The 26,915-nt window shown below is 46.3% G+C and carries 18 protein-coding genes and 1 pseudogene; 10 read left to right on the plus strand and 9 right to left on the minus strand.

Going from position 1 to position 26,915, the window contains the following annotated elements:
• From QUA43_RS18430 to QUA43_RS18440, 3 genes are all read right to left on the minus strand, one after another.
• A partial coding sequence (locus tag QUA43_RS18430) for a hypothetical protein (RefSeq protein WP_333375778.1) occupies positions 1 to 268 on the minus strand: 268 nt, incomplete at its 3' end.
• Complete coding sequence (locus QUA43_RS18435) at positions 261 to 2,810, minus strand: ATP-binding protein (protein WP_333375779.1); 2,550 nt, start codon at positions 2,808 to 2,810, stop codon at positions 261 to 263. The genes QUA43_RS18430 and QUA43_RS18435, both read right to left, overlap by 8 nt.
• A 143-nt stretch (positions 2,811 to 2,953) precedes the next feature.
• Complete coding sequence (locus QUA43_RS18440; RefSeq protein ID WP_333375780.1) at positions 2,954 to 3,196, minus strand: hypothetical protein; 243 nt, start codon at positions 3,194 to 3,196, stop codon at positions 2,954 to 2,956.
• A gap of 245 nt (positions 3,197 to 3,441) precedes the next feature.
• Here QUA43_RS18440 and QUA43_RS18445 point away from each other — a divergent pair, with 245 nt between their 5' ends.
• The 6 genes from QUA43_RS18445 to QUA43_RS18470 all read left to right on the plus strand — a co-directional run bounded on the left by QUA43_RS18445 (position 3,442) and on the right by QUA43_RS18470 (position 13,043).
• Positions 3,442 to 4,728 (plus strand): chemotaxis protein, encoded by a 1,287-nt coding sequence (locus QUA43_RS18445; protein ID WP_333375781.1) that lies wholly within the window; start codon positions 3,442 to 3,444, stop codon positions 4,726 to 4,728.
• 196 nt (positions 4,729 to 4,924) lie between these two features.
• On the plus strand, positions 4,925 to 6,853 hold the full coding sequence (locus QUA43_RS18450; RefSeq protein WP_333375782.1) for a response regulator: 1,929 nt from the start codon (positions 4,925 to 4,927) through the stop codon (positions 6,851 to 6,853).
• Positions 6,854 to 7,123: 270 nt separating this feature from the next.
• Entirely contained in the window at positions 7,124 to 10,570 is a 3,447-nt protein-coding gene (locus QUA43_RS18455) for a PAS domain S-box protein (protein WP_333375783.1), read from the plus strand.
• A gap of 283 nt (positions 10,571 to 10,853) precedes the next feature.
• Positions 10,854 to 11,240, plus strand: a complete 387-nt coding sequence (locus tag QUA43_RS18460) for a response regulator (protein ID WP_333152401.1) — start codon at positions 10,854 to 10,856, stop codon at positions 11,238 to 11,240.
• Positions 11,241 to 12,309: 1,069 nt separating this feature from the next.
• Entirely contained in the window at positions 12,310 to 12,618 is a 309-nt protein-coding gene (locus tag QUA43_RS18465; RefSeq protein WP_333375784.1) for a DUF1830 domain-containing protein, read from the plus strand.
• A 74-nt stretch (positions 12,619 to 12,692) separates the two neighbouring features.
• Complete coding sequence (locus tag QUA43_RS18470; protein WP_333375785.1) at positions 12,693 to 13,043, plus strand: late competence development ComFB family protein; 351 nt, start codon at positions 12,693 to 12,695, stop codon at positions 13,041 to 13,043.
• Positions 13,044 to 13,274: 231 nt separating this feature from the next.
• Here QUA43_RS18470 and QUA43_RS18475 read toward each other — a convergent pair whose 3' ends face one another.
• Both QUA43_RS18475 and QUA43_RS18480 read right to left on the minus strand, forming a co-directional pair.
• Complete coding sequence (locus QUA43_RS18475; RefSeq protein WP_333066483.1) at positions 13,275 to 13,628, minus strand: DUF6464 family protein; 354 nt, start codon at positions 13,626 to 13,628, stop codon at positions 13,275 to 13,277.
• Positions 13,629 to 14,073: 445 nt separating this feature from the next.
• Positions 14,074 to 14,805, minus strand: a complete 732-nt coding sequence (locus QUA43_RS18480) for a sucrose-phosphate phosphatase (RefSeq protein ID WP_333375786.1) — start codon at positions 14,803 to 14,805, stop codon at positions 14,074 to 14,076.
• A gap of 171 nt (positions 14,806 to 14,976) precedes the next feature.
• Here QUA43_RS18480 and QUA43_RS18485 point away from each other — a divergent pair, with 171 nt between their 5' ends.
• On the plus strand, positions 14,977 to 17,202 hold the full coding sequence (locus QUA43_RS18485) for an iron uptake porin (RefSeq protein ID WP_333375787.1): 2,226 nt from the start codon (positions 14,977 to 14,979) through the stop codon (positions 17,200 to 17,202).
• Positions 17,203 to 17,470: 268 nt separating this feature from the next.
• Here QUA43_RS18485 and QUA43_RS18490 read toward each other — a convergent pair whose 3' ends face one another.
• Both QUA43_RS18490 and QUA43_RS18495 read right to left on the minus strand, forming a co-directional pair.
• Positions 17,471 to 20,815, minus strand: coding sequence for a PAS domain S-box protein (locus tag QUA43_RS18490; protein WP_333375788.1), 3,345 nt, complete (start codon positions 20,813 to 20,815; stop codon positions 17,471 to 17,473).
• A gap of 409 nt (positions 20,816 to 21,224) precedes the next feature.
• Positions 21,225 to 21,887, minus strand: coding sequence for an HAD family hydrolase (locus QUA43_RS18495; RefSeq protein ID WP_333375789.1), 663 nt, complete (start codon positions 21,885 to 21,887; stop codon positions 21,225 to 21,227).
• A 46-nt stretch (positions 21,888 to 21,933) separates the two neighbouring features.
• On the opposite strand from QUA43_RS18495, the pseudogene QUA43_RS18500 reads away from it, so the two are divergent.
• From QUA43_RS18500 to QUA43_RS18510, 3 genes and pseudogenes are all read left to right on the plus strand, one after another.
• Positions 21,934 to 22,122: pseudogene (locus tag QUA43_RS18500) on the plus strand (Uma2 family endonuclease); the annotation flags it as partial.
• A gap of 110 nt (positions 22,123 to 22,232) precedes the next feature.
• Complete coding sequence (locus QUA43_RS18505; RefSeq protein ID WP_333375790.1) at positions 22,233 to 22,868, plus strand: Uma2 family endonuclease; 636 nt, start codon at positions 22,233 to 22,235, stop codon at positions 22,866 to 22,868.
• A 213-nt stretch (positions 22,869 to 23,081) separates the two neighbouring features.
• The gene (locus QUA43_RS18510; RefSeq protein ID WP_333375791.1) at positions 23,082 to 24,890 is read left to right on the plus strand and encodes an aspartate kinase; all 1,809 of its coding nucleotides are present in this window, start codon (positions 23,082 to 23,084) and stop codon (positions 24,888 to 24,890) included.
• Between the two features lie 118 nt (positions 24,891 to 25,008).
• Here QUA43_RS18510 and QUA43_RS18515 read toward each other — a convergent pair whose 3' ends face one another.
• Positions 25,009 to 25,449: a DUF29 family protein gene (locus QUA43_RS18515; RefSeq protein WP_333323424.1), complete on the minus strand. Its 441-nt coding sequence runs from the start codon at positions 25,447 to 25,449 to the stop codon at positions 25,009 to 25,011.
• Between the two features lie 88 nt (positions 25,450 to 25,537).
• A complete protein-coding gene (gene dcm / locus QUA43_RS18520) occupies positions 25,538 to 26,590 on the minus strand; it encodes a DNA (cytosine-5-)-methyltransferase (RefSeq protein WP_333375792.1) in 1,053 nt (350 codons plus the stop codon).
• Positions 26,591 to 26,915 lie beyond the last annotated feature (325 nt).

The raw sequence follows: 26,915 nt of genomic DNA on the forward strand, positions 1-26,915 counted from the left end.
ATGCCCCATGCCCCATGCCCCATGCCCCATGCCCCATGCCCCATGCCCCATGCCCCATGCCCCATGCCCCATGCCCAATTCCCCATGCCCCATGCCCCATGCCCAATTCCCCATGCCCCATGCCCCATGCCCAATGCCCCATGCCCCATGCCCCATGCCCCATGCCCAATGCCCCATGCCCCATGCCCAATTCCCCATGCCCCATGCCCCATGCCCAATTCCCCATGCCCCATGCCCAATTCCCCATGCCCAATGCCCAATTAGCCATTACCAATCCCGGCCATTAAAGAAATAATTTTGTCCAGCAATTGCTCAGGGTGAATCGGTTTAGCCAAACAATCGTTAGCTCCCGCCGTCACAAAAGATATCTGATCTGCCGGAATTTCATTAGCGCTTAAAGCTAGAATCTTAATATTTTCAGTAGCGGGTCTTTGGCGCAGTTGGTGAATTATTTCGCAGCCATTCATACCGGGCAAACGCATATCGACAACCACAGCATTGGGTTGCAAAAGTTCAATTTGTTCCACCGCCGCCGAACCTTCAATCATCCACACAACTTGCAGTCCTGCGGCTGTCAGGATATCGCAAATCAGCATGGCAGTTTCTTCATCTTCTTCCACGAGCACGAGGCTGCCCCGCAAGGAGGAAGAATGCAGCGGTAAAGATGAATTCGATTTTTCATATTTAAATTTTGTGGATTCATCTTTGCTTTGAGTTTGGATGGGTATAAAAACGGTAAAAGTAGAGCCGACATCAACTGTAGAGTTGACTTCGATCGCACCGCCGTGAAGCTCTACTAACTGTTTAGTTAAAGCCAATCCCAGACCTGTGCCGCCGTATTCGCGGCGGTAGGGGGAATCCAACTGCTGGAATTTTTGAAACAACAGCGATCGCTGATTTTCGGGAATTCCAATGCCGGTATCTTTGATTTGAAAAACAGCGGTACTGCCAGCAGGTGCAGTACCTGGCTGTCGCACTGCCGGGGTTCTATGTTTATCTTCTGTCACCCAAACTCGCAGGATAACTCGCCCGCCTTCGGGAGTAAATTTAATCGCATTGCCTAAAAGATTGAAGAGAATTTGTCTCAAGCGGCGCGGGTCTGCGATGAAGCGATCGCACTCTTGTTTTATCCGCTGTTCTTGCAGCAGTTCTACGCCTTTAGCCGCCGCTTTTTCTTTGAGGGCGTGCAGGCTCTGAGAAGCTAATTTAGAAAGTGAAAATTCACTAATTTTTAATACTGCTTTTCCCGCTTCTACTTGCGATAAATCTAAAATATCGTTAATTAATTCTAATAAATGGTCGCCGCTGTCTCGGATAGTTTGCAGGTACTGCCGCTGCTTTTGTATCGGCACTTCTTTGCTGCCAACTTTGCCGTAAGACCACCGCAGCAGCGTGTCGGAAATGCCGATGACGCAAGTGAGAGGAGTCCGCAATTCGTGGCTCATAGCTGCCAAAAATTCGCTCTTGGCGAGGCTGGCAGACTGGGCGGCGACCAGTGCATCGCGCAGTTCTCGCGTGCGCTCTATTACGCGCTGTTCTGAGGTGCGCTTTTGCTGCTGGACTTGTGCATAAAGTTCGGCTTGGTAAATGGCGATCGCCAAATGTTCTGCTATTTGTCGCAAAAATGTTTTTTTGCTTTCTTCCCACTCGCGAAAAGTACACTGGTGGGCAATTAGCAGCCCCCACAAGTCGTCTTGAACTACGATCGGCACTAGCAACTTCGCCCGCACCTTCGCCCGCCGCATCAACTCTAAAAAACAAGGGTGCGAAGAGTAAGTTGTTTCCACATCCGCGACGCACAAAGCCAAGCCTTTGCGATATTTCTCTCGATCAATGACTCCATTGGTAAAACACTGCGCGCCATCACTAAAATTTAGTACAGACGAGATAGCATCGTTGGCTAAAGCTTCGTAGGTAACGCGACCTAAATATAAGTAAGACCGGGAATTTTCTGGGATTTCGCCAGACCGAGAAACCGCGGCAGGTATTTCTTTAGCTAACTCGCCATTGTGCGGCGCTGGCACTTTTTCAAATTGATAAATTAACAGGCGATCGACCTCCAAAAACTCTCGCACTTGCTCGACTGCTTTTGACAAAATTACAGGCAATTCCAAACTCTGGCGGATTTGAGTTGTGACCTGATTCAAAAGTCGCTCTTGTTCAAGCTGTTGCTGCAAAGCATCTTCTACTGGCTGACAAAATGAAATGCAGGGACTGGCAATTTGTAATTGATTGACGGCTTCAGCAATCTGGCTTTGTAGCGTTTCTGGATCTATAACTTTGGGCGCGGATTTTCCCTCTATTTCTGTTTTGCTGTGTAGGGGTAGGCGATTATTTGGGCTGGCATTGGCAGCGAGAATATCCAGCAAATTTAGGGTGAATTCACTTTGAAGAACGGCCGAGTTAGTCTGTATATTTTTAATTGCTTGTTTGAGGGCGCGAAGGTCAATTTTACAAGAGGGGGCGGGCGTTATTTCTGCGAGTTTGTCTGCGAGGGGAGACAGGAAATTGGCGATCGCCCCGGGATCGAAAGTCAACTGCACATTCAATTGCGAATGGAGATTTTTTTCGCTGTGCTTGTGTCCGTTTGTTGCGAACTCATCTAATAGATTGCCCCGCAGCAGCGCGCTAAAATGCTCTGATACCACTGCTGCAAACCTTTCCGACGAATTTTCCAGATTTTGAGAATCAGCGAGCGCATCGTCAGTCAGCCAAATCGCCCCTGGAATTTCAGCCATTTGCTGTAACAACTGGTAAGCAGCCTCAAAGGTTGCTAGCGGCAAAGTCCGATTTAAGGTTTTTGGTTTCAATCTAAATATTTTCCCGGTTGTTGTGAACGAACAAAATTTGAATGCCCCTGTTGTGAGGACGGAACCTGGGGCACAACAGGCGCGGCCGATCCAACAAGTTGAGATGACAGTAGTCAGAAAGTAGGTAATAGAAGGCCCCAGGGTCAGAGAGCTAATTTCTCCCTATAGTTGTCATTTTTCTTCTGGGCGAGTGACCCGTGCTCCAGCGCTTTACGAGCGCGAAAGCGGTAGGAGGAAACGGGGGGAAGAGATACGGCTGTATAATCGATCGCTTCTGGTTGTGTTTGTGAACCGGTTTGTTGATGGAAACTAAGCAATTCCACTCCCATTGCTGGGGTGAAGTTAGCACGCGCCTTTATTTTCTGAGCTGATTCGGCTAATGGCACGTCCTTAACCCAAATAAAAATGCTTAACCCTTAACGACAGAACAGGGGACTAGCTAAGCATCCGCTTGGTGTCATTACTCACAAAATCTAGACATCAAAGGTCTCCGGCTGGTCAACTGAAAATGAAGTTTTAGGTCCGAAGCTCAGTCACTTCCGTGCTGGGTCGTTGACTACTTTCAACAATCTTATTCCAGTATAATATTAATATATAATTTGTTAACTTGTACTTAACACTATCCGGGTAAATGAGCAATCCAACTCAACTCACCCCCGATTTCACGATCGGACATCTGCCGTGTCACGACTTCCAAGTGAGCGCTGCAACTCCAGGACAGGTAGTGGCTGAAAGATTTGAGCAAGAACCCGACCTGCCGGGAGTCATTATTACTCATGAATCACAGCTATTGGGCATGATTTCTCGCGTCAAATTTCGAGAGCAAATGAGTTTTCCCGATCGCGTAGAACTTTACGGGGCACACCCGATTCGCGCCTTGTTAGATTTTATTAGAATTCCGCCTTTGCTGCTTTCGGAAAACTGGAAAGTTGACGATGCCGTGCAAGCCTCTTTCAACAGGCACAAAGACTTGATTTATGAACCGATTATTGTGGTAATGGAAGACCAGACCCACCGCCTTTTGGACGTTCATACTCTGGTGATTGCCCAGTCGAAAATTTTAGCACAAGCTAACAAACTTATTCAAAAATACCGAGTAGAAAGACACAAGTATTTGGCGCTGCTTCAACAAGAACAGGCTAAGCTTCACGAATGTAATGAGCTTTTAAAAATCCAACAACGTCAAACAGAAAAGTTGCATACCAATCCCAGTTCCCAGCAAGTGGCACTGGTCAAACAAGCTGAAGAAATCGCTCAAATGAATCAGCGATTTGTGAGGATTGCGAAACTGATTTCTTCGGAAGGTCGCCAAGCATTTCAAGCTACTTTTCAAGGTGCTAATTCTATTTGCAACAATACAGAGAAAATTTTGGGCGTGGGCAAAGCAATAGCTAATGATTTAGAAACGGTTAACCGCACTTCCCGAACCATCCGGGAGGCGATCGAACAAGTCAGGCATTTAGCAGTACAGGTGGCTGTAGTTACCAATCAAATGGGAAGTCAGCCCAGTGGTCTGAGCAAAGTGAGTCTAGAAATTGGCAGACTGGCAAGTAAAACTTTTGAATTGGGGACTCAAATGGAGCAAATTGCCAGCCGGTTTAAACTTCGAGTTCACGAACTCACGGAGGCAGCAAGAGCAGGTGCTAATGTGGCTAAATCGGTGACTATCAAGATCGATCGCGCAGAAATGGCCCTGCTAGAGTTGGAAGAATTAATAGCGGAAAAAAAATTTAATTCATTGACCGCTATCCAAGAACCTTTGGGAGTCATAAAAAGTGTTACCGCTGATTCTTTAGTTAAAGAGATAGAAGACGCCGAAGTCGCGGTTTCCGAGTTGGAAAACTTAGTTAAACAGCAAGATTCCTCGCAATATCTGATTCAAAAAATTCAGCAGGCGCTGAAGTCCAAAAAGCCATAAAATCCCAGCTACAATTTAATAAAATATTACCAGAGGAAAATAAATAAAATCACAATAATAATTGACACTTATACTATTTCAAGAAAAATATTTGTTATACTGAAGGTGGGGAATTTTTAAACTCAGTTGTAAAAAGGCTATTTAATTAGCCCCAAAAACCGATAAAAAGTTCCAAGAAGAGTTGGAAGGACAGGTGATGTTTATGAAAATCCTGCTGGTAGAAGATGACACAGTTACAGTCAGTTTACTAACTCAAGCGCTGAACTCTCACAATTACAATGTGAATGCGGCTGCCGACGGTGAAACAGCGTTGCATTTGGTGCAGGCATACGATTACGACCTGATTGTCTTGGATGTGCTGATTCCTAAACTCGACGGCATTAGTTTGTGTCGAAAATTGCGATCGTCCGGCTGCCAAATGCCGATTTTACTGCTGACAGCGCTAGATAGCAGCAACGATCGAGTCCAAGGTTTAGAGGCGGGTGCAGACGATTATGTGGTCAAACCCTTTAATCTCGAAGAATTAATCGCTCGAATTCGGGCTTTGCTGCGCCGGGGTAAGGCAACTTTGTCGAGTACAAATTTGACCTGGGAAAAACTGCAAGTCAACCCGGACACTACGGAAGTAACTTATGCCGAAAAAGTGCTGCACTTGACTCCCAAAGAGTACAATTTGCTAGAACTTTTCCTGAGAAATCCTCGGCGCATTTTCAGTCGCAGCGCCATCCTCGATCGCATTTGGTCGGCCGGCGAATTTCCTCAAGAAGAAGCCGTTACCGCTCACATCAAGGGGCTGCGGCAGAAGCTGAAAGCAGCCGGGATGACTGTAGATTTAGTGGAAACCGTGTACGGATTGGGCTATCGGCTCAAAAGTCTGCCGGAGGAGATTGAGAGCCAAGAAGTTGGGCAGGAAAGGGCAGAAATTGCTAAAACTCAAGAGACTTTATCTACTGAATCCAGCGGGTCGAGCCAGGAATTAAACAAAGACGAGCGCCGTCTCAAAGTCTTGGATGCGATTGCCCAAATGCGGGGAAATTTAAAAGCTAATTTTATAGAAAAGGTGGCGATCTTCGATCGCGCGATCGCTCAACTCAAAAACGGAAGCTTGGAGGGCCAAGTGCGCGCGGAAGCCCAGGCTCAAGCTCACAAATTAGTCGGTTCTTTGGGAACGTTAGGGCTGCCGAAAGGTTCGGAAGTTGCGCGCCAGATAGAACATTTGTTCAAGGCTGAAAATATCTTGAAACCGGGGACTGCTCAGCAGATTGAGGGATTTCTACATCAGATCAAACAAATATTCGATCGCCCATCGCCCGAAGCTGAAAGCGATTTGGTTGCTCAAGTTTCCCCACAGCGGCGAATGCTGATTGTTGATGATGATACTTTTGGGAGCGATCAACTGAAAATAGTAGCATCCGGTTCCGGCTTCCAGATAGAAGTCGCCAACTCTCCGCAAGCGGCAAGAAATGCGATTTCTCAACAGCCTCCCGACGCGATTTTGCTGGATTTGACATTTTCCAGATCTCAGGAAAACGGACTTTCTCTCCTAGCCGAACTCCGCAGTGAAAAGCCAGAAATTCCGGTGATGGTTTTTAGCGGGCATAATCAATTGAGCGATCGAATAGAAGTTGCTCGTTTGGGAGCTTCCGGCTTTTTACACAAATCTATGCCCCCAGCAGATATACTCAAAGCAGTCGCCCAACTACTCGACCAGACTGGCCCTGCTGAAGCTAAAGTTATGGTGGTAGATGATGACGTGCATCTATTGGCTGCACTGCAAGTGATTCTAAAACCTTGGGGATTTCAAGTAACAACATTGGACGATCCCGAAAAGTTCTGGGAGGTACTCGAAAAAACTTGTCCGGATTTGCTAATTTTAGATGTGGAGATGCCCGGTTACAGCGGTATCGAGCTGTGTTTGGCAGTTCGCAACGATTTGCGCTGGAGCAAGCTCCCCGTGCTATTTTTGACAGCTCATTCCGAATCGGAAACCGTGCGCCAAATGTTTGTCGCAGGTGCTGACGACTACGTGAACAAGCCGATCGTGAAACCGGAATTAATTGCTCGCCTCCTGAATCGTTTGGAGCGGACTCAACTGAGAAACAGACTGGCTCAGGCACAGCGCTAATCCCATTTTAGATTTAAAAAATTAAAGAATTAAAGAATTGAAGAACTGGGCATGACTTATGAGATATGGGTTTCGAGCACGTACCTACAGTTGTATTCTTTTTTTTAAATGGGATAACTAGAAGCAAATATGCAGTGCGTGGCCGAAACAAATCAGGAAGCCTTAGCCAAGACTTGGGATTATTAGATTGTGTGATTCCGACCCGGTGCTGTTAATTGATGCTTGCCCGCTGATCAAGAACACAGGCTAATTTAGAGAAGTATTAATCAGATGAAAGCAATGGTATTGCCCTCAGACACAAGCACTCTCAATAACAGCGACTGCGAACTAATTTACGCCCCCGGTTCGATTCAACCTCACGGCATCCTTTTGGTGCTGGAATCTCCGGCGTTGAAAATTTTGCAAGTTAGCAACAATACTTTTGAGGCGATGGGGCTTTACCCCGAACAACTTTTGGAGCAATTTTTAGAGGAATTTGTCGAGACTGAGGAAATTGAGGCTATTGAAAAAGCTTTATTTGAAAACGACCAACAACGTAACGGTATCAGATTATCATTCAAAAGTCAAGACCGCAAGTCTTTTTTTGAAGGAACGCTGCATCAATCAAATTCAACATTAATTGTTGAACTAGAGTCGGTTGTTTCCCCAAAAACGAGCGATTGTTTCAATTGTTATAATTTAGTCCAAGAGCCGATCGACAAAATCCACAAAACACCCAACCTGCAAGTGCTGTGTCAGACAGCAGTGGAAGAAGTGCGGAGGATGATCGGTTTCGATCGGGCGATCGTCTATAAATTTGATGCCACCGGGGCGGGGGAAGTTGTCGCCGAAGACAAAGTAGAAAGTTTGGCTCCTTTATTGGGACTGCACTATCCGGCTACCGATATCCCCCCCCTGGCCAGAAACCTGTTCAGCATGAATTTAATTCGGTTTATTCCCGATATTAACTGTCGGCCTGTAGAACTAATTCCTCACTGCAATCCGCTGACTGGTCGCCCCCTGGATATGGCTTGTTCTTTGTTGAGAACAGTTTCCCCTTGCCACGTTCAATATCTCAAAAATATGAACGTGGCCGCTAGCATGACCCTGACATTAATCAAAGATAAAAAAGTCTGGGGATTGCTCGCCTGTCACCACCCTACACGAAAGTATGTCAACTACGAAACAATAACGGCTTGCGAACTGCTAGCAAAATTTGTGAATCTAGAACTCAGCTACAAACAAGATAGCGAAGACTGGAAATATGGAATTTATTTAAAAGAAAATTGCCATAAATTTATCACAGAAATCTCTCGAAAAAACTGCTTTGTAGAAGGTTTGCTTACATTCCGAGATGAATTGCTGGCCTTAGTGGGCGCTACCGGTGGAGTTGTCTGTGCCAATGAAAATTTAACAACCATCGGCAAAACCCCGGAATTGGGAGAAATCAAAAAGTTAATTCCTTGGATAAAAACTCAAATCAATAATGATGTTTTTCATACAGATTGTCTCTCTGAACTGTATCGACCATCCGATAAGTTTAAAGAAGTTGCTAGCGGTTTGCTGGTGCTTGTCATGTCCGAAATGCAAAATTATTACATTTTGTGGTTCCGTCCCGAAGCAATTCAAACTGTCAACTGGGCTGGTCAACCAGACGGGCAAATTGAATTTAAACCGGATGGCAGCCGATCGAGGTCTCCTCGCACTTCCTTTGAGTTGTGGCAAGAAACTGTGAGGTCAAAATCTTTGCCTTGGCAGCGGTGCGAAATGGAAATAGCCCGAGAACTCCGAGTTGCTATTACTAGCATGGAGTTGCGGAAAAAAAATCAGCAGCTTAGCTTAGCTTTGTCGGCTACCAAAATCGGATTTTGGGACTGGGACTTGCAGAAAAATCGCATTGTTTGGTCGAGGGAACACGAAGAGTTGTTTGGGTTGGCCCCAGGGACTTTTACCGGAACTTATCAAATCTTTGCAGCTTGCGTTCACCCAGAAGATTTAAACAGTATTCAGAATGCTATAAATCAGGCGATCGCCCAGCGATCAGATTACTGTCAGGAATACCGCGTGGTTTGGCCGGACGGCAGCATTCACTGGATTGAGGGGAAAGGTAAGTTTTTTTACAACGAAGCAGCCGATGCAGTGCGGATGGTGGGGACTATTACAGAAATTACCGATCGCAAAGCTAGAGAATTACAGTTGCGCCTGTTGGAATCAGCAGTCACCACCACTGACGATGCCGTGTTAATTACCGAAGCTGAACCGATTGAGGAACCGGGCCCGCGAATTATTTATGTCAACCCAGCTTTCACGCGGATGACCGGCTATACGCTAGAAGAAGTTGTGGGCAAAACGCCGCGCATCTTGCAAGGAGAAAAAACAGACCGCGCCAGTCTCCATCGAGTTCGGACTGCTTTGAAAACCTGGCAGCCGGTGCGGGTTGACTCGATCAATTACCGCAAAGACGGAACGGAATTTTGGGTAGAAATGAGCATTGTGCCCATAGCGGACAAAAATGGTGAGTTTACCCACTGGGTATCAGTACACCGCGATATTAGCGATCGCAAACTTGCTGAAGCCGCCCTCCAACAGCTCAACGAACGGTTAGAAATGCGAGTTTTGCAGCGAACCAGAGAACTAGAAAGCTCTCAAGCAGAACTCCGGGAAAGCGAAGCTTTATTTCGCTCTCTGAGCGAGAGTTCCCCCGTGGGCATTTTCAAAATCGATACTGAGGGGAAATGTACCTATACAAATCCTCGCTGTCAAGCAATTGGTGGCTTCACACCGGCAGCAGCTTTAGGAAACGGCTGGATGCGGTTTGTTCACCGCGAAGACCTCAAACTAATTCTGTCTAAGTGGTCCCAATCGCAATCGCTAGATGGGGAATTTTCCTGCGAATTCCGCCACATCCAGCGAGACGGAACCATCCGGTTTTGTCGGCTTAAAACAGCTCCGATTTTTTCCGACAGATCTCAACTAATCGGTCACGTCGGCACAGTCACAGATATCACAGAAAGTCGGGCAATTGAAAAAATGAAAAATGAGTTTATTTCGATTGTCAGCCACGAACTGCGAACGCCGCTTGCCTCCATTCGCGGTTCTTTAGGTTTGCTGGCGGCTGGGGTACTGAAAAGTAAACCGGAAACTGCCAAACAGATGCTAGAAATTGCTTCTAGCGATACCGAACGGTTAGTGCGTTTGGTCAACGATATTCTCGACTTAGAACGGCTCGATTCGAGCCAAGTTATCCTCGTCAAGCAGTGGTGCGATGCCGAGGTTTTGATGCGGAAGTCTGCAGAAGCTGTACTTTCTTTGGCTGCGGAAAATAACATTGATTTGTCGATTTTGCCGGAAACAGCCCAAATTTGGGCTGACCCCGACAGAATCGTTCAACTGCTGGTAAATTTGTTGAGCAATGCGATTAAATTCTCGGCTCCAGGGAGTACAGTAACTATCAGGGTTGAAGATTTGGGCGACCGGGTTGTATTTGAAGTCAAAGATCGAGGGCGGGGGATTCCTGCAGATAAACTAGAAACTATCTTTGGACGGTTTCAACAAGTCGATGCTTCTGACTCCCGCCAAAAAGGAGGTACGGGTTTGGGTTTGGCTATCTGTCGCAGCATCGTACAGCAGCACGGCGGCAGAATTTGGGTCGAAAGTGTTGTCTCACAAGGCTGCAGTTTCTATTTCACAGTGCCTGCACCGTTGGAAGGCGAAGGGGAAAAAAGTTTGGAGCTTTGAGATTGCTTTGATAAGATCTCGCGAAAGCTCAAGTTCCTGGCAACCCACGCGGGTAGGATGATTTTGGGAGGCTGATAGGTCGATTTTTCTGTTCAGGATTTAAGTAGGTGAGCGGCAAAATATATCAACCGCGCCCGACGATTAGGACGTTTTTAAGTGCTGAAACTCTTAATTTTATTGCTTCTTCCTTTTGCTATATCTTTCAAGAAACCCGGTTGATGAGGCAGCGTGCGTAAGTTTTTTTTCGATTTACCATGATTAATTTAAAATTTGAGTTTTAATTATGTCAGCAAAGCGCATTCTGGTCATTGATGATGAAAAAAACCTCTGCAGCGTGATTCAGGCCTGTCTGGAACATTTAGGCGGCTGGTTTGTACTAAGCGCGCCCGACGGCAGCCAAGGATTGCTTTTAGCTGAAACTCAACTCCCTGACGCTATTCTGTTAGATGTGATGATGCCGGATATGGACGGGCTTACTCTATTTGGTTTGCTGCAAAACAATGCGGCTACTCGGGGGATTCCGGTGATTTTCCTGACGGCTAAGGTGCAGGCGATGGATTTGAGCGAATTTGCGGATTTGGGGGTAGCGGGGGTGATTGCAAAGCCTTTCGATCCTTTGAGTTTGGCACAGCAAGTGGCGGAAATTCTGGGTTGGGAACCGTTGCTTTAAACTGGGGTAAAAGGCGATCGCAGATAGCATATCAAACTCGGCATTTGAAACCGCTACTACACACACAAAGTCAGCCCAGCCCGACGGAAGAATTAATGGGGCATTAAAGCCGGATGACGATCGAAAATGCGCTTTCTCATTCCATTGATTATTGCGAAACTTATGCAATTATGTTTTTAAAACGGGTTTATGCGTCTAGAAAAATCCTAGTTTTTCCGGCTATTTTCATAATTTCCTCATTTTTTTGATTTAGCTTTGAGATCGATCGGTGATTAATTAATTGAAACTCTGATTCCCTAGAAATTCTAGAGATGATCTCAGGGAGTCGGGGTTTTTTGTTACCTGCAAAGCCGATCGGCTATCACCGTATTTACAGGCAGAATAACTCCTCCAGCAGTTACAAACACTTGCCTCAAGAACGGTTTTTTTTAAACCCGGAATCACGGATGTAGCCAAGTTTTTTGCTAATAAACCCGGTTTGGGCCTGCTAATCCAAGATTTACGCAGAGTTCCCTCAGAAACCGGGTTTATTAACCCAGCATCACAGATGCAGCCAAGTTTTTGGGTAAAAAATCCGGTTTTGGCCTAACTTTTGTAATCCCTGCTTCGGCAAAAGTAGATTTATCAAAAAAAATTATGACCTTCATAATTTCCTCATATTTTTTAGATAAAGTTTACCTCAAGCTCTGGATCTGAAGGTCGATCGCACTCTCAGCACCATTCCACTGCCCAAGAGTGAATCTGTTGTCAGGAGAGTTCGGGAAAGTGACGGTATTTTCGATTAACGGGTGCCACAGCATAACCAACCTAAATAAGTCAGGATATAGGCCCTGCATACCAAACAAACCGGGTTTTTTAACCGGAAAAACGGGGTTTCTGCGCCAGACCTCTAAGTGTTGGCATCATAACTCAATGCTACAAAAATTAATAACTGAAGATGTGATTCGCGCTCTCGAATAACACCCCAAAAATAAGTCTGTCGTTTTGTCAAGAGCAAAACTCGCAATTGCCACTAACAGGCAAAGTCAAGTATCAGTAAGTTTTTGAACGAGTGGGGAGATTTTTTTAAATGTCTGATCAGCTATCTTATAAAGGTAACAACCAGATTCTGTGCTATTACGCAAATGTTACCAATCTAGTTCAGGTGGTTCGGATTGGGAACATTCCTAATTGGTACTTTGAAAGAGTGCTGTTTCCGGGACAGCGACTGATGTTTGAAGCTGCTGCTGAAGCAGTCTTAGAAATTCACACTGCTACGGTGGCAAGTGCTATTTTATCGGACAAGATTCCCTGCTACGTGCTGCGGGTTATAGAAGAGGTAAGTTCCCAGTTTGAGCTGGTGATGACCGAAAAACAATTGGTGGTATTAGCCGGTTAAAATTCATGACAAATCAGACCAGATCGAGAACGGGCACAAAAATATTAGTTAACGAGTCTGTGGGGACAGGGAAAATGCAGAAAAATCTTGTCAATATTACCTTAGCTGTAGTAACAGAGGAAGTAGAAATTATCTTGGAGTCTTATCCAAAGCACCCCTACCAACAAGCTTTTGCGCCTTCGGGATTGCGACAGGATTTAATTGCTTATGTTCTCTGCCGAGTTCCTAATAGATATACTGCGATCGACTCCGGCGAGTCTGTGTCAAACCAAACAGTTCAGGTTCGCTGTTCTTCAGAGCAATTGCTGCACATAGAAAATTTGATTCATACTGGCATTCGCGACGTGCTGCACAGCTATCAGAAGATAGATTACCGCCTTCCTGAAGAAGTTAAATTCGATTCGAGAGTTGCGAGTTGGTTTTGATAGTTTGTTGTAAATGAGGGAGACGCCGAGATTATCGGCACTCTCGGTTTCTCGGTTGGGCGAGGTGGAATTGTGTACTGACCGAAAGCATCCAGGATACAAGCCCCCGGATTCATCCGTCCAGAAATAAGAAACCTGTATCCGATAAAGGCGCCCCCGAATTTATCCGTGGGGTCAATGCTTAAATCTAAAATCTAAAATCTAAAATCTAAAATCGATTGACTTGATGGTTCAAGACTTTTGGTAATCGCAGCAGCAGTTGCACGGGCCATTGGGATTGACAGCACAGCGCAGAATTTCCGATCGAGCATTAAAGCGACAGCTAGCATCTCCGATAACCCAGATGCCGCTTACAAAAGTTCTTTCCGTCGGCGGTGTGGCCGACTGCACGTACAGGGCAATTTTTTGCAGTCGGTAGCGGCCGGATTTGAGTTGATAGCGGTGGTGGCGTTCCAAGACAGCGTAGGTTTGTCCCTCTAAATCTAGATAGTTCCCCGGTTGTGGCGTCCAATCCAGCCGAATGCTACCTAAATATTGGCGGGGGTGAGAGAGAATCACCTCTACGGGTAAAGTATTTTGTTCCATGTGGCGGTGCGTTTGCGAACTGAACTAAAGGGGCAAATAGTTGACTCAACCTACATCTTGTTCATCTAGAAAGATAAGTTTTTATAGAGAGAGTAATTTAGGTTTAGGCGCTAAACTTAACTATAGAACCTTTGGCGATCGGGGAATAGCCGAGTTATCTGGGGATAGCCGACTTCCTCCACTACGTTGGGCCCAACAGGCTAGGAAATAAACTTCCACTCGCTTGAGGTAACTAAAGTTAAGTTCGATTAGGTTTGATCAAGCAGTACACGCTGATGGTATCGCAACTGGCAGGTTCGATCGATACGCGGTTGAGATTCCTGAACAGATTTTAACGGTTTGCAGGACTTGGGGTGCTTCGGGTGGGTTTGTACTAAGGACTTCAGTCCTCTGATTTGTATGAGGACTTCACTGCTCACTACAAACCACACCGAATTTTTGGCAATCAAAATTCCCAAAAATATGCCATTCCTTCCATGATTCCCCAAGCACAAGCAGAGCCAGCTAAATAATGATTTGTAGTGCCATATTCGCGGTACCATTCTAATAGTTCTGACAGAGCATTAGCGACGATTATTCCCCGGACATCCTGTTCAAACATATTGATATCATTACCAGAATCACCGCAAACTAATGTTGCCTCAGATGGAATTTGTAGGCGCTTTTGTAAATAAGTAAGGGCATTGCCTTTATTGCTAGTTTGCGGTAAAATATCCACATCGCGATTGCTGCTAAAAATGATTTGAGCTGGCAGTCCCGATTCAGTTAACTTTTGTTGCAAAGCCTGGACAGTCGAGCTATTTTCTGCTGCTGGTTCCAGACTATAACTGATTTTCCAAGGATTTTGTTCTTTTAGGGATTGGGGTTTAAGCTGGGAAAACTGCTGCGCTAAAGAGGCGATCGCCATTTTATCCCAGTCTTGAGAAAGATACTCCGCCCAATCTAAATCGAGGGTTCCGTCTTGGTAAATTTCGCTGCCTACACCTGCGATCAAATAGTCCGGTGCTAGCAGTTGCTTTTGGGCAATTAATTCGCAAGTTGAAGTATGAGAACACCCGGTAGCGTAAACCAAACAAATTTGCGATCGCTGTGATTGCAAGCGCTGGTTTAAAACTTGAGTTGCTTCGTCATCTCCGACTAGCGTGTTGTCTAAATCTGTAACTAATAAAAACTTCATTTGGAGAATTAGTCAGGAGTCAGTAGTCTTCAGTCATTAGCGATTGGGAATCGCTCGCTTCCTAAAATAATTTTAACTATTTATAAGAATTTGTTAAACCAACTACATTTATAAGCAAGCTTATCGTTTAAGATGGGCCAGATTTAATTTTCAACAAGTGGTGTGAGTGGTATGGTGAATAATGCAACCTCCGTTAAAGCTTTTTGGCTGTCTTTCTTGATTTCTGGTGTGGCGGTGCCTTTGGGGCCGATCGCAGCAACAGCTCAAATTCAGGATACCTCAACTCCAGAAGTTGCCCTAGAAGGTAGTGCCGTTTCTACGGCTACCCCAGACGCAGCGCTGGCAGCAGGTAAGATTGAGATACCCCAGTTAGCGGGGATTACCGCAGAGACTAACTCCGCAGTCGATCGCGCTTTACCCGACACAGATGCAGCATGGGTGAATCGTGCTTTACCCCAAGCTTTACCCGAAACAGATATAGCAACAGTCGATCGTGCTTTACCCCAAACAGATGCAGCAACAGTCGATCGTGCTTTACCCCAAACAGATGCAGCAACAGTCGATCGTGCTTTACCCGAAACAGATATAGCAAAAGTCGATCGTGCTTTACCCCAAACAGATGCAGCAACAGTCGATCGTGCAACAACCCCAGAAATAACGGAGGCAATTCGCGAATTGCCCCCACAGAAGTTAGAAATTGCAAACTCTCCTCAGTCTCAACAAGTTGCTGAAGCCAGCAAAGTTGCCGATATCAGCAGCGAGACGGGCAGCGCTGATGACCTCAGCATACAAGAAGACGCAGCACAAGTCACCTCTGTTTCCCAACTCTCCGACGTGCGCCCCACAGATTGGGCTTTTCAAGCCTTGCAATCCCTAGTAGAAAGATACGGCTGCATTGCGGGATATCCAGACGGCACATTCCGAGGCAATCGAGCAATGACTCGGTATGAATTCGCCGCCGGATTAAACGCTTGCTTAGACCAAATTACCAAACAACTTGGCGGTTCTACTGGTAATTTAGTCAAGCGAGAAGATTTACTTGCTTTGCAAAGATTGCAAGAAGAATTTGCAGCAGAATTAGCTACTTTGCGCGGTAGAGTCGATGCTTTAGAAGCCCGCACGGCCGAATTGGAGGCCAACCAATTTTCCACGACAACTAAACTAAACGGATTTGCTTGGTTTAACCTGACTGGAGCTTTTGCGGGCGAGGGAGTCCGAGTTGAAGCAATAAATGGAAATGCTGCTCCGCTCGATCGAGTAGCCGGACGCGATCCTGTCACCAACAGACCAATTGTGCAGAGAGTGGACGATGATCCAGAAATCACTTTCAGTCAGTTAGTTTGGTTGACTCTCACTACTTCCTTTACAGGGAAAGACGAATTGATTACACAGCTAGCTGTAGGTAACGGCAATTCCCCAGCCAACCAGTATACTTCAACGGGTTTTTTCAATACATTCGGCACTCCTTTTCTCGATCAAACTGCCGGAGCAAATCCCAATGAAGTTACCCTGCGGGAACTTTCCTATCGGTTCCCGCTTACCAACAGCTTGCAAGTAGTAGTCGGGCCGCGGATTAATTTTTACCGCTACTTTGACAACAATAAGTTTAACTTTTTCGTAGACGGTGCGAGCAGCTTTAATTCTAACAACAGCCCTTTGTTAAGCGCTACCCGACGCGGTGCCGGTGCTTTGGTTTTGTGGGATATCGGCCGCGCATTGAAACTGCGTTTTGGCTACTTGGGCGAGAGTACGGAATTTTTGCCCACTTCCGTATTTAATTCCGCTTCCAATCCGTCTCAAGGCTTGTTTGGTGGGACAAATACGACTACAGCAGAATTAACATTCAGTCCGAGCAATCGGACTAATTTGCGCTTTTTGTACAGCCGTTCCAACATCCAGCAAATCGGCGGCTTAATTGGATCTCCTAACAGCAAGCCGTTAAACGGTGTGGCAGATGACGGTTTTGGTGGTCGGCTGGGGAATGCGACTGCGAATACTTATAGTTTCAATTTCGATTGGTCAGTCACTCGTGGTTTTGGTCTTTTCGGCCGTTACGGCTACGCCGAAACCAATATATTTCCCAAGACTAACCGACCCGACGGCACGATCAAAAATCAATCTTATCAGTTAGGAGTTGCATTTCCCGATTTGTTCAAAGAAGGAGCTTTGCTTACGGTGTCATATTTAGTACCTTTTGACTTTACTGGCGGTCGGAGGTTTCTGGTTTCTGGCGGGGGTAATGGTGGCACGCAGTACGAAATTGAGGCAACTTATTATTTTCCTATTAGCGACCATGTTTCGATCGTGCCGGCATTTTATGCGATCGGCAATCCCAACAATTTCGATAACAACCCGACAATTTTTGTGGGCAATTTGCGGACGCAGTTTAGTTTTTAATTCCACGCATGGGAACCAAGAAACCGGGTTTTTTCACAACAAAAAGACGCATTGTAGCCCGCACCCAAGGTAAAAAACCCGGTTTCTAAGTATGGGCGGGGCCGGTTTATATAATTTGTCGATAATTATCAAAAATATAGGCGAACCCGGCCCTACACAATTTAACATCATACAAGTCCGAATCAAACGGACATTACATGAATTGACACACACTCAATAATTAATCCGTGTATTCATGTTCATCCGTGTAGTGCCTTCCTGATTCCTTCTACTTAATTGGAATTTCAATGATAAATTCAGTGCCTTTACCGGGTTCCGAGTGACACTGCAATTTGCCGTTGTGTTTTTCAACGACAATTTGGTGGGAAATTGATAAACCCAAACCTGTGCCTTTGCCTACGGGTTTTGTGGTAAAAAACGGGTCAAACAAACGCACAATCTGATCTTCGGGAATGCCCTGACCGTTGTCTTTGATCCGAATTAAAATGCTCTTGTCATCAATCGTTGTAGTTTGAATAATAATAGTAGGAAAGATAGAATTGGCGGTGTTTTTTGCTTGGCTGCAGCTTTCTTCCAAGGCGTCGATCGCATTTGCAAATACATTCATAAATACCTGATTTAACAGTCCGGGATGACACTTTATTTGGGGCAGTTCTCCGTATTCTTTAATCACTTTAATGCCCTGCCAGTTGGGTTTGGCTTTCAGCCGGCTGTTTAACATTAACAAGGTACTTTCTAAACCTTCGTGAATGTCGGCAGTTTTGATTTTCGCTTCGTCCGCCCGCGAGAAATTTCGGAGAGTTTGAATAATTTCTACAATTCGCTCGCATCCGGTCTGCATCGAATTGAGCAATTTTGGCAGGTCTTTTGCTAGAAATTCTAAGTCTATATCTTCGGCTTGTTGCTGAATTTTTGCTGGGGGATTTGGGTACTCTTCTTGATAGACTTGCACGATTTCTAACAAGTCGAGAACGTAGCCTCGGACGTGGCAGAGGTTGCCAGCGACAAAGCCAACTGGGTTGTTAATTTCGTGGGCAATTCCTGCTAGCACCTGTCCGAGGGAAGACATTTTTTCGGTTTGTACTAACTGCATTTGAGTTTGCTGCAATTCGCGCAAAGCTGTTTGCAATTCTTGGGATTTTTGCCGATCGCGATCGGCGGCGGCGGCCCGTTCTTCCTCAACTCCGATCGCCCCGGCAATAATTCCGATCAGCTTGCAGTCGGCTTCTGTGGGCGCGATCGACTCAGTGTAGAGAACGCACATCGCACCCACATAATTGTCGCCCAGCCGCACTGCTTGTCCCAGATAGCTTCGCAGTTGGTAGCGGATAACAGCGGGATCGATTTGGCCGTAGATCGTGTTCTGCAAGTCAGGAATGGCAACAGCCCGATCGCTTCCTTTGCTACATACATCGGTGCAGATGTGGCCCTCGGCGCGATCGACCAGCGGGTAGTCCGGCGGCGCTTGCCAAGTCGCGATCGCGCGCAGCAGACCGCCGCCGATGCGGCTGTAGATAGCGCAACTTCCGCCCAAAAGCTCGCCGGCTAAGGATGTCAGGCGCTGGATGTTGTCACTGGCGTCGGTGGTGAATCCCAAAAAGCACTCGTTGATTTTGCTGAGGCGGTACTCTGCTTGCCTGCGCGCCGTCATGTCGCGGGAGTTGATCACAATTCCGTTGACAGCGGGGTCTGCTAGCAAGTTGATGCCCACGCCTTCGAGAAAACACCAAGAACCGTCAGCGCGGCGGAACCGACCTTCTAGGGCGATCGGATCGCCTGGATTTGCGATCAGTTTTTCGCCGTCGGACATCAGCGAGGGAAGGTCGTCAGGGTGGATGAAATCGACGGCAATTTGACGGGCGAGTTCAAGGGGTTCGTAGCCCAAAACTGTTTCTACAGAAGGGCTTCCGTAAACAATGCGACCGCTTTCGTCGAGAATAGTAATGATGTCGGAACTGTTGAGAATCAGCGATCGCCACTTAGCCTCATTTTGCAATAAAGCTGACTGGGCTTGTTTGCGATCGGTAATATCCTCTACCATTTGCAAAATAAACTGTGGCGTTCCCTGACTGCTGTCGATGACAGAGGCGCTGAGGCGTCCCCACCTGATGCTGCCGTCTTGGCGGAGGTAGCGCTTCTCGATTTGGTAAGCTTCGCGGGAGCCCGCGACCAATTGTTGGCGCAACTCGCGCGAACTTTGTGCGTCTTCCGGGTGCGCGCAGTCGTCGATGCCGACACCCCGCAGTTGAGCTTCCGAGATCCCCAGCATAGCTTGAAATGCCGGATTAGTGGCGATCGCAACACCTTCGAGGGTAGCCACTACCATGCCGATCGCAGCGCGTTCAAAAATTGCCCGAAACCGCTGTTCGCTGTCTCGCAAAGCTGCATCCGCTGCCATTTCCTGGGTGATGTCCCGCCCCGCCACTGCCAAACCTTTGCGCGAACCGTCGGGGTTGAACAGTGGCACTTTCCGCACTTCAAACAAATTGCTGCCGCCTGTGGGCAAGGGGACAATTTGGCGGCTGGAGGTGAGAGTGCCTGCTTGCCAGGTGGTTTCGTCGGTTTCCTGCCAAGTTAGCAGGATTTCTCTGACTCTGGGATCGGCGGCGGCAGCGAGTTCGGCAGTAGTTTTACCCTGGTAGTCTGCGGTTTCCCAGCCCAAAAGTTGGAGGGCGCAGTCGTTGGCAATCAGCCAGCGCCCCTCGCTGTCTGTGAGGTTGATCGCGTCGGGGACGGCGTTAATTGCGGTTTTCAACCAGTATTCTTGATTTCGCAGGGCTGCTTCGGCGCGCTTGCGATCGGCGATTTCGGCGACGGTTCCTTCGTAGTAAAGGATTTCGCCATCTTCGTCGCGGACTTCGCGCACGTTTTCCGAGATCCAGGTAGTGCTGCCGTCTTGGCGGCGGACGCAGGACTCAAACTCTTTCAGGGAGCCGTTTTTGCTGATTTCTGCCATAAATGAAGCGCGGCGGGTGCGATCGGCGTAAATGTTTTTTGCCGAACATTTGGCGATCAATTCTGACGGGGAATCGTAGCCGTACATTCGGGCTAGTGCGGGGTTGGCGCTGAGGTAGCGCCCGTCTGGGGCGGTTTGAAATATGCCTTCGGTGGCGTTTTCAAAGATGCTGCGGTATTTTGCCTCGGCTTGTTTGAGGGCTTCTTCTGCCTGGAAGCGATCCGTGATATCAGATTGGACGCCGATGAAGTGAGTAACGATCCCGCTGCTGTCGCGCACCGGCGAGATGGTGAGTTCGTTCCAGAAGGCGGTGCCGTCTTTGCGGTAGTTTTTCAGAACTACTTTGCAGTCGTGTTGTTCTTTCAGGGCCGCGCGGATTCGATCGACGGCAGTGCGATCGGTATCCGGGCCTTGCAGGAAGCGGCAGTTGTGCCCGATTATTTCGGTGCGATTGTAGCCTGTAATCCGCTCAAAAGCCTGGTTGCAGTAAACTATTGGCTTGTCCGGCCGGGTAGCGTCCGCGATCGCGATCCCGTTGCTGGTAGCTGCCAGGGCGCGATCGTACAGCCGAAATACTTCTTCTATTAAATTCGGTGGATTGCCGCCAGTGCGAGTCGGCGATAGCGTTTCAGAATGACTGCTTATATCGATCTGCATGAGTTTCTATAGATTGAGTTTATTGTCTATCCCGACTGGCAGCACACCCTAGAGTTTAACAGAATTGCCTATTATTTTCCGAAGGTCGAAGTTAGAAGGCTATTATGCAGGATTTTGGCGGTAAATTATACCTAAAAAAATCTGGCTTCCTTCGTTTTTTTCCTCTTAGCTTTTGCCTTGTGCCTTCTACCTTCAAAGGAATCATACTTGTTAATTTATAATAGCTGTTCCAGGGATCACTCTATCTTTGGTATGGTTTACTTGGCAGAGTGTAGGCAGATTACAAGTTCGCGCCTTTATTTTTACGACCGAATCAAAATAAGATGCCCCGAGTCTCTCTTGAAATATTTTGAATAAAAGACCTAGAACTTAAACGATTCAAACTATTCTAATAAAAAAACAGGAAAAATTAATTTTGAACGAACATAGCAAGTTCGGAAATATCGTCGATCGCGAAAGTCGGTTCTAGGGCGAGACACTGAGTGCGATCGCCATATCCGTAAGCCGCCCAACAAACATCTATCCCAGCATTTTTAGCAAACAGCAAATCAATCGCTGTATCGCCAACCATTAAAATTTGACTGTTGTCCAACTCCGGGAACAGCGGTTTAATAATCGAGTGAAAAACCGCCGGGTTTGGCTTCATAATTATTTCCCCATTATCACCTAAAATTAAATCGAAAAAACTGTGAATTTTCATTTTTTGGAGTAACACATTCACAAAAATAACGTGTTTGTTGCTGAAAACTCCCAGGCTCAATCCCGACTGACGCGCCAACTGCAATATTTGCTTTGTCCCGGTAAATAACTCTACCTGCTTTTCACCTTCCGTCCGATAATAAGAGCGGTAAGTTTCAACCCATTCAGGAATTGCGCTTTCCTCGATCGCCGGATGGAGGATTTTAAAACTCTTTGGTAAATTGATGCCGATCGTACCTATAATAGTATCAGCAGGAGGCGGGGCAATATAGTAACTTTCAAAAGTTTTGGTAAAGCAAAATACAATAGCTTTGTGAGTAATTGCCAAAGTGCCGTCGAAGTCGAAAATAATTAACTTGTACTGACTCATCATCCGTTCCCAATGTGAATTATAATTTTTTAGCCTTCAAGAGGTCAACATGAGTGTCACCGAAAAACCCGAACTTCTAGTAACAGATTTTACAGATTTCCCAGGCCACACTCAATTACCCGACTCCGACGGTACTTTTGTAAAAAACTTTCAAGAACATCCTCAAAGCATCCTGTTAACAACATCCGTTCGACCCATTTTAGACCAAATTCATCCCGACGGACAATACTGCATCGGTCATTCGATTTTAGATTTTAGATTTTAGATTTTGGATTGACCCCACGGATAAATTCGGGGGCTTGAGGATTTGAGATTTTAGATTTTGGATTGATTCCACGGATAAATCACGTGGCGGGTACCATCAAGAAATTCGCTTGTCAAGATTCCGGCATTTATTGGCGAGTCCCGCAACCCCCAGAACCCCTAGCCAGAGGAGCTGAAGCACCGGATTGGTTTTACGTGCCCGAAGTGCCGCCAACTCTTGACGGAAATATGCGGCGTTCCTATGTGATGTGGAAAGAATTAATGCCGCCGTTAATTATACTAGAATTTGTCTCCGGAGATGGCAGCGAAGAAAGAGATAAAACTCCAAAAAAAGGCAAACTCTGGATTTACGAGCGGATTATTCGACCTGCTTTTTACGGAATTTATGAAGTTAAAAAAGCCAAAATAGAATGCTATCATTTGGTAGAAGATAGATTTGAGTTAATGTCAGAAAATCAGCGCGGACATTACCAAATCGAGCCAATGGGATTGGAATTAGGCATTTGGCAAGGAATTTATCAGGGCGTAGAATTGCCTTGGATGCGCTGGTGGGATGCTGAGGGGAATTTGCTGCTGGCTGCTGATGAACGAGCCGAACAAGCGGAATTGGCAGTCGAACAAGCGCAGTCAGAAGCAGAACAAGAACGGCAAAGGCGAATAGAAGCCGAGCAGCGAATTCAAGCCTTAGAAGCGCGTTTGCGAGAGCTAGAAGGAGGCTAAAATCCGAATCAAGAGGGCGGGTTTATTAAAATATTGGTGTGAGAGAATTAAATGGCTGGTAAAACCCGCCCATACCCACATATTTTTTATCGTTTACGCAGATATTTTTTTCTTTTCTCCGGTTTGTCGTATGGGAATTTTAAAAATTACCACTTCTAATCCAGAAGCTGCTTGTATTATTTGATAAGTATTTTGTAGCTTTGTGTAGAATCTATGGCACTAATTGTTCAGAAATATGGCGGAACCTCGGTTGGTACAGTCGATCGCATTCTGGAAGTAGCCAGACGAGTTGTAAAAACAGCACAGCTTGGCAACTCTCTGGTTGTCGTACTTTCGGCGATGGGCAAAACCACCGACGGTTTAGTTAAACTCGCCAAGGAAATTTCCGCAAATCCCAACAAGCGGGAAATGGATATGTTGCTTTCCACTGGGGAACAAGTCTCGATCGCACTTTTGAGCATGGCATTGCAGGAAATGGGACAGCCCGCAATTTCCCTCACCGGCGCCCAAGTCGGCATTGTCACCGAAGCCGCCCACACCCGCGCCCGGATTTTGCGAATCGATCCCAATCGGCTTGAGAGTCAGTTAAAAAGCGGTAAAGTCGTTGTGGTTGCGGGTTTCCAAGGTATCGCCGATGCCGGAGAATTGGAAATTACCACCTTGGGCCGTGGCGGTTCCGACACGACAGCAGTTGCCCTCGCGGCAGCGCTGCGGGCCGACAGATGCGAAATTTATACCGACGTGCCCGGAATTCTGACTACAGATCCGCGCTTGGTTGCCGACGCGCAATTGATGGACGAAATCACTTGCGACGAAATGCTGGAATTGGCGAGTTTGGGCGCAAAAGTCCTCCACCCGCGCGCGGTAGAAATTGCCAAGAATTACGGCGTGCCCCTGGTAGTGCTTTCTAGCTGGAGTGACGCCCCCGGTACGCGGGTAGTGTCCCCACCCCCGCAACCCCGGCCTTTGGAGGGCTTGGAGCTCGCAAAAGCGGTCGATGCGGTGGAATTTGACTTAGATCAGGCGGGGGTGTCGCTACTGCGTTTGCCCGATCGCCCCGGCGTAGCAGCGCGGTTGTTTGGTGCGATCGCCCAACAAAACCTCGATGTAGACTTAATTATTCAGTCAATTCATGAAGGAAATACTAATGATATTGCCTTCACCGTGACGCGAAAATCTCTGCAACAAGCTACTGCGGTTGCAGATGCAATTATCCCCACCCTCGGCAAGAATTCTCGCCCCGAATTGGGAGAACCGGAAGTGAAAGCAGAAGAGCGGCCAATAGCTAAAGTTAGCATTGCGGGTGCGGGAATGATCGGTCGTCCGAGGGTAGCGGCGCAGATGTTTAAGACTTTAGCGGATGCGGGAATTAACATTCAAATGATTTCTACATCCGAGGTGAAAGTTAGTTGTGCGATCGATGCCGAAGATTGCGATCGGGCCGTTGCCGAACTCTGCAAAGCATTTGATGTCGCCAACTCCCCTATTGGACTCCATTCATCATCCCACAAACCGCCCGCAGTCCGCGCCGTTGCGTTGGATCTCAATCAAGCGCGTCTCGCAATTCGCCAATTGCCCGATCGACCCGGAGTAGCAGCAAAACTGTTCGGACTTTTAGCCGAGGAAAATATCAGCGTAGATACAATTATTCAGTCGCAGCGCTGCCACAATATCGACGGCATATTAACTCGCGACATTGCATTTACCGTAGCACAAATTGACGCCGAAGCTGCTAAAAACGCCCTCGAAAAAGCCGCCCCAGAATTCGGATGGGGCGAAGTAGCAGTCGATACACAAATTGCCAAAGTTAGCGTTGTCGGTTCCGGGATGGTAGCGCATCCGGGAGTAGCGGCAAAGATGTTTGAAGCGCTTTCCCGGCACCAAATCAACATCCAAATGATTGCAACTTCCGAGATTAAAATTAGCTGCGTTGTGGATGAGGCACAAGGTGTAACTGCTTTGAAAGCAATTCACGCAGCCTTTGAACTTGCCGGCACTGAAAGAATCCAAGTTCCCGCCTAATCAAGTAGGGACACGGCACTGCCGTGTCCTTGCAAATATCGAGGACACGGCAATGCCGTTTCCCTACAATTAAGTGAGGTAGGGAAACGGCATTGCCGTGTCCTAACTTTGGGTAACTTTAGTCATTCTCTTCAGCTTCTTGTGAAATTAAAGTCATTGCTTGATTAATAAGTGCCTCTTGATTCACTAACTGCGACAATTCTCTTGGTTCATAACGCCCTTCTTCCACTTCTAGGGAAGCTTTGTTAATAGCTTGTCGATACGCCATTTCTAAAACAATGAGTAACTCTTCTATAGGTAAGTAAAATCCCGCGCCTCTCGGTCGCTTATTTTCCTCCTGAATTTCTAGAACCGAGTTCCGAATCGAGATATCCCAAGAGCGAGTTGTGCGATTTTCAGCTTGCTGTTTAATCAGATGCAATAGTAAAATAACTGCATAGCTGCGAATAGTTTTAATGATGTCTTTTTTGCTCATTTCTTCTAGTTCTTCAACTATAGCTAATGACCCAGGTATATCCCCTTTGAGCAGTAAGCTTTTTAAGGTGAGTAATTCTTCCATGACGACTATATCTATCTTGGGTGACTTATATTATAGCTCAAAGTTAGCGCTTGGTTAATTCTCAAATTCTTTAATAATAAAGTTAATCTCAAGTAAGAGTGTTAACTAGAGTCTCAACTGGTTCCAGAATTCGGGACTGTGGACATCTTTGTAGTTCCTTCTTTTCATCATACAATAAATTTTGACTTAATATTTCTTTGGCGATCGCCTCCACAACCGGCACACAAACCGAATTCCCGATTTGCTTGTAACTTTCCCCTGCACTCGGATAACTTTTAAAATCTTCAGGAAAACCCATAAGACGGTAACATTCCTTCAGCGTCAACTTTCTCACCATATCTTGCGAAGGAATGTAGATAAAAAACCTGCCAGATGTTTCTTGCGAAGGAATTGTCGGATGCACTCCATCTACCGAATAAATGCGATTAGGCTGTCTGTGAACTCTCGATAAATGTTCTGTATTCGGCCTCACGCCAGTTTTCCAAGTACCTTTATTTCTGTAACCTACAAATACAAGTCCCGAATCTTGCTTTCTCGGAGACTCAATTAAAGTATACTCGGATTTATCCAATATTTCAAAATCCCCTGTCTCGTCTAGAAATTCCCAGAGTTTTGGAGTCAACTGGGTTTTAAGCCTAGAAAAATTGAATGGTTTATCTTGAGTTGCAATAATAAATATTCTTTCACGATGTTGAGGAATTCCAAAGTCTTTAGCATTCAGAATTTTGTAATTCACGCTGTATCCCAAATCTTCAAGACTGGCAATAATTACTTTTAATGTATTTCCCTTGTCGTGATGAATTAAGTGCTTGACATTTTCGAGAACAATAACTTGAGGTTGCTTGATTTTGATGATTTTACAAATCTCAAAAAATAGCGTGCCTCTAGTATCTTCAAAACCGAGCTTTTTGCCACAGATGCTAAAAGGTTGGCACGGAAACCCGGCGACTAAAATATCAAAGTCTGCTAAATCGGCGGGATTGATGTTACTGATGTCGGCAAAAGGAACCTCGCCGAAGTTTTCTGTGTAAACTTGTCGGCATTTGCTGTTTATCTCGCAGGAAAAAACGCATTCAAAGCCAAATTTTTCAAACCCTTGTCTGAAACCTCCTATTCCTGAAAATAAATCTATAAATTTCATATATAACTTCATGTAAAATGTTACTCAAATTCATGGTAACATATTTGGTTTGTCTCTCTTTTTCACTCTGCTTTTTCTGCGTTCTCTGCGGTTCATTCTATCAAGTTCAACAAGTCTTGTGACACTCCTCAATCTTATACAGATCGTTAAAAGTCGCACAACCCCGCGCCGGACACGGCAATGCCCTGTCCCCACAGATATCGCGTAGAATGTCGATCGCCCGAAACTTTCCCCCGCATTCAACCAACCAATGTCCCAAACTTGTCCCGCAGCCGACTAAACTAGAAATAGCAAAAAAATATAGCTATTGTTTACTTTCTTTCCC

It is taken from the genome of Microcoleus sp. N9_B4 (assembly GCF_036701635.1).
In the GTDB taxonomy this organism is placed as follows: domain Bacteria; phylum Cyanobacteriota; class Cyanobacteriia; order Cyanobacteriales; family Microcoleaceae; genus Microcoleus.

Bases quoted from the DNA above. Each gene is read 5' to 3' on its own strand.
- QUA43_RS18480 (WP_333375786.1), bottom strand. From the start codon at position 14,805: ATGAAGTTTTTATTAGTTACAGATTTAGACAACACGCTAGTCGGAGAT.
- QUA43_RS18460 (WP_333152401.1), top strand. From the start codon at position 10,854: ATGTCAGCAAAGCGCATTCTGGTCATTGATGATGAAAAAAACCTCTGC.
- QUA43_RS18490 (WP_333375788.1), bottom strand. From the start codon at position 20,815: ATGCAGATCGATATAAGCAGTCATTCTGAAACGCTATCGCCGACTCGC.
- QUA43_RS18470 (WP_333375785.1), top strand. From the start codon at position 12,693: ATGCAGAAAAATCTTGTCAATATTACCTTAGCTGTAGTAACAGAGGAA.
- QUA43_RS18515 (WP_333323424.1), bottom strand. From the start codon at position 25,449: ATGGAAGAATTACTCACCTTAAAAAGCTTACTGCTCAAAGGGGATATA.
- QUA43_RS18485 (WP_333375787.1), top strand. From the start codon at position 14,977: ATGGTGAATAATGCAACCTCCGTTAAAGCTTTTTGGCTGTCTTTCTTG.
- QUA43_RS18450 (WP_333375782.1), top strand. From the start codon at position 4,925: ATGTTTATGAAAATCCTGCTGGTAGAAGATGACACAGTTACAGTCAGT.
- QUA43_RS18445 (WP_333375781.1), top strand. From the start codon at position 3,442: ATGAGCAATCCAACTCAACTCACCCCCGATTTCACGATCGGACATCTG.
- QUA43_RS18455 (WP_333375783.1), top strand. From the start codon at position 7,124: ATGAAAGCAATGGTATTGCCCTCAGACACAAGCACTCTCAATAACAGC.
- dcm (WP_333375792.1), bottom strand. From the start codon at position 26,590: ATGAAATTTATAGATTTATTTTCAGGAATAGGAGGTTTCAGACAAGGG.
- QUA43_RS18475 (WP_333066483.1), bottom strand. From the start codon at position 13,628: ATGGAACAAAATACTTTACCCGTAGAGGTGATTCTCTCTCACCCCCGC.
- QUA43_RS18465 (WP_333375784.1), top strand. From the start codon at position 12,310: ATGTCTGATCAGCTATCTTATAAAGGTAACAACCAGATTCTGTGCTAT.
- QUA43_RS18510 (WP_333375791.1), top strand. From the start codon at position 23,082: ATGGCACTAATTGTTCAGAAATATGGCGGAACCTCGGTTGGTACAGTC.
- QUA43_RS18495 (WP_333375789.1), bottom strand. From the start codon at position 21,887: ATGATGAGTCAGTACAAGTTAATTATTTTCGACTTCGACGGCACTTTG.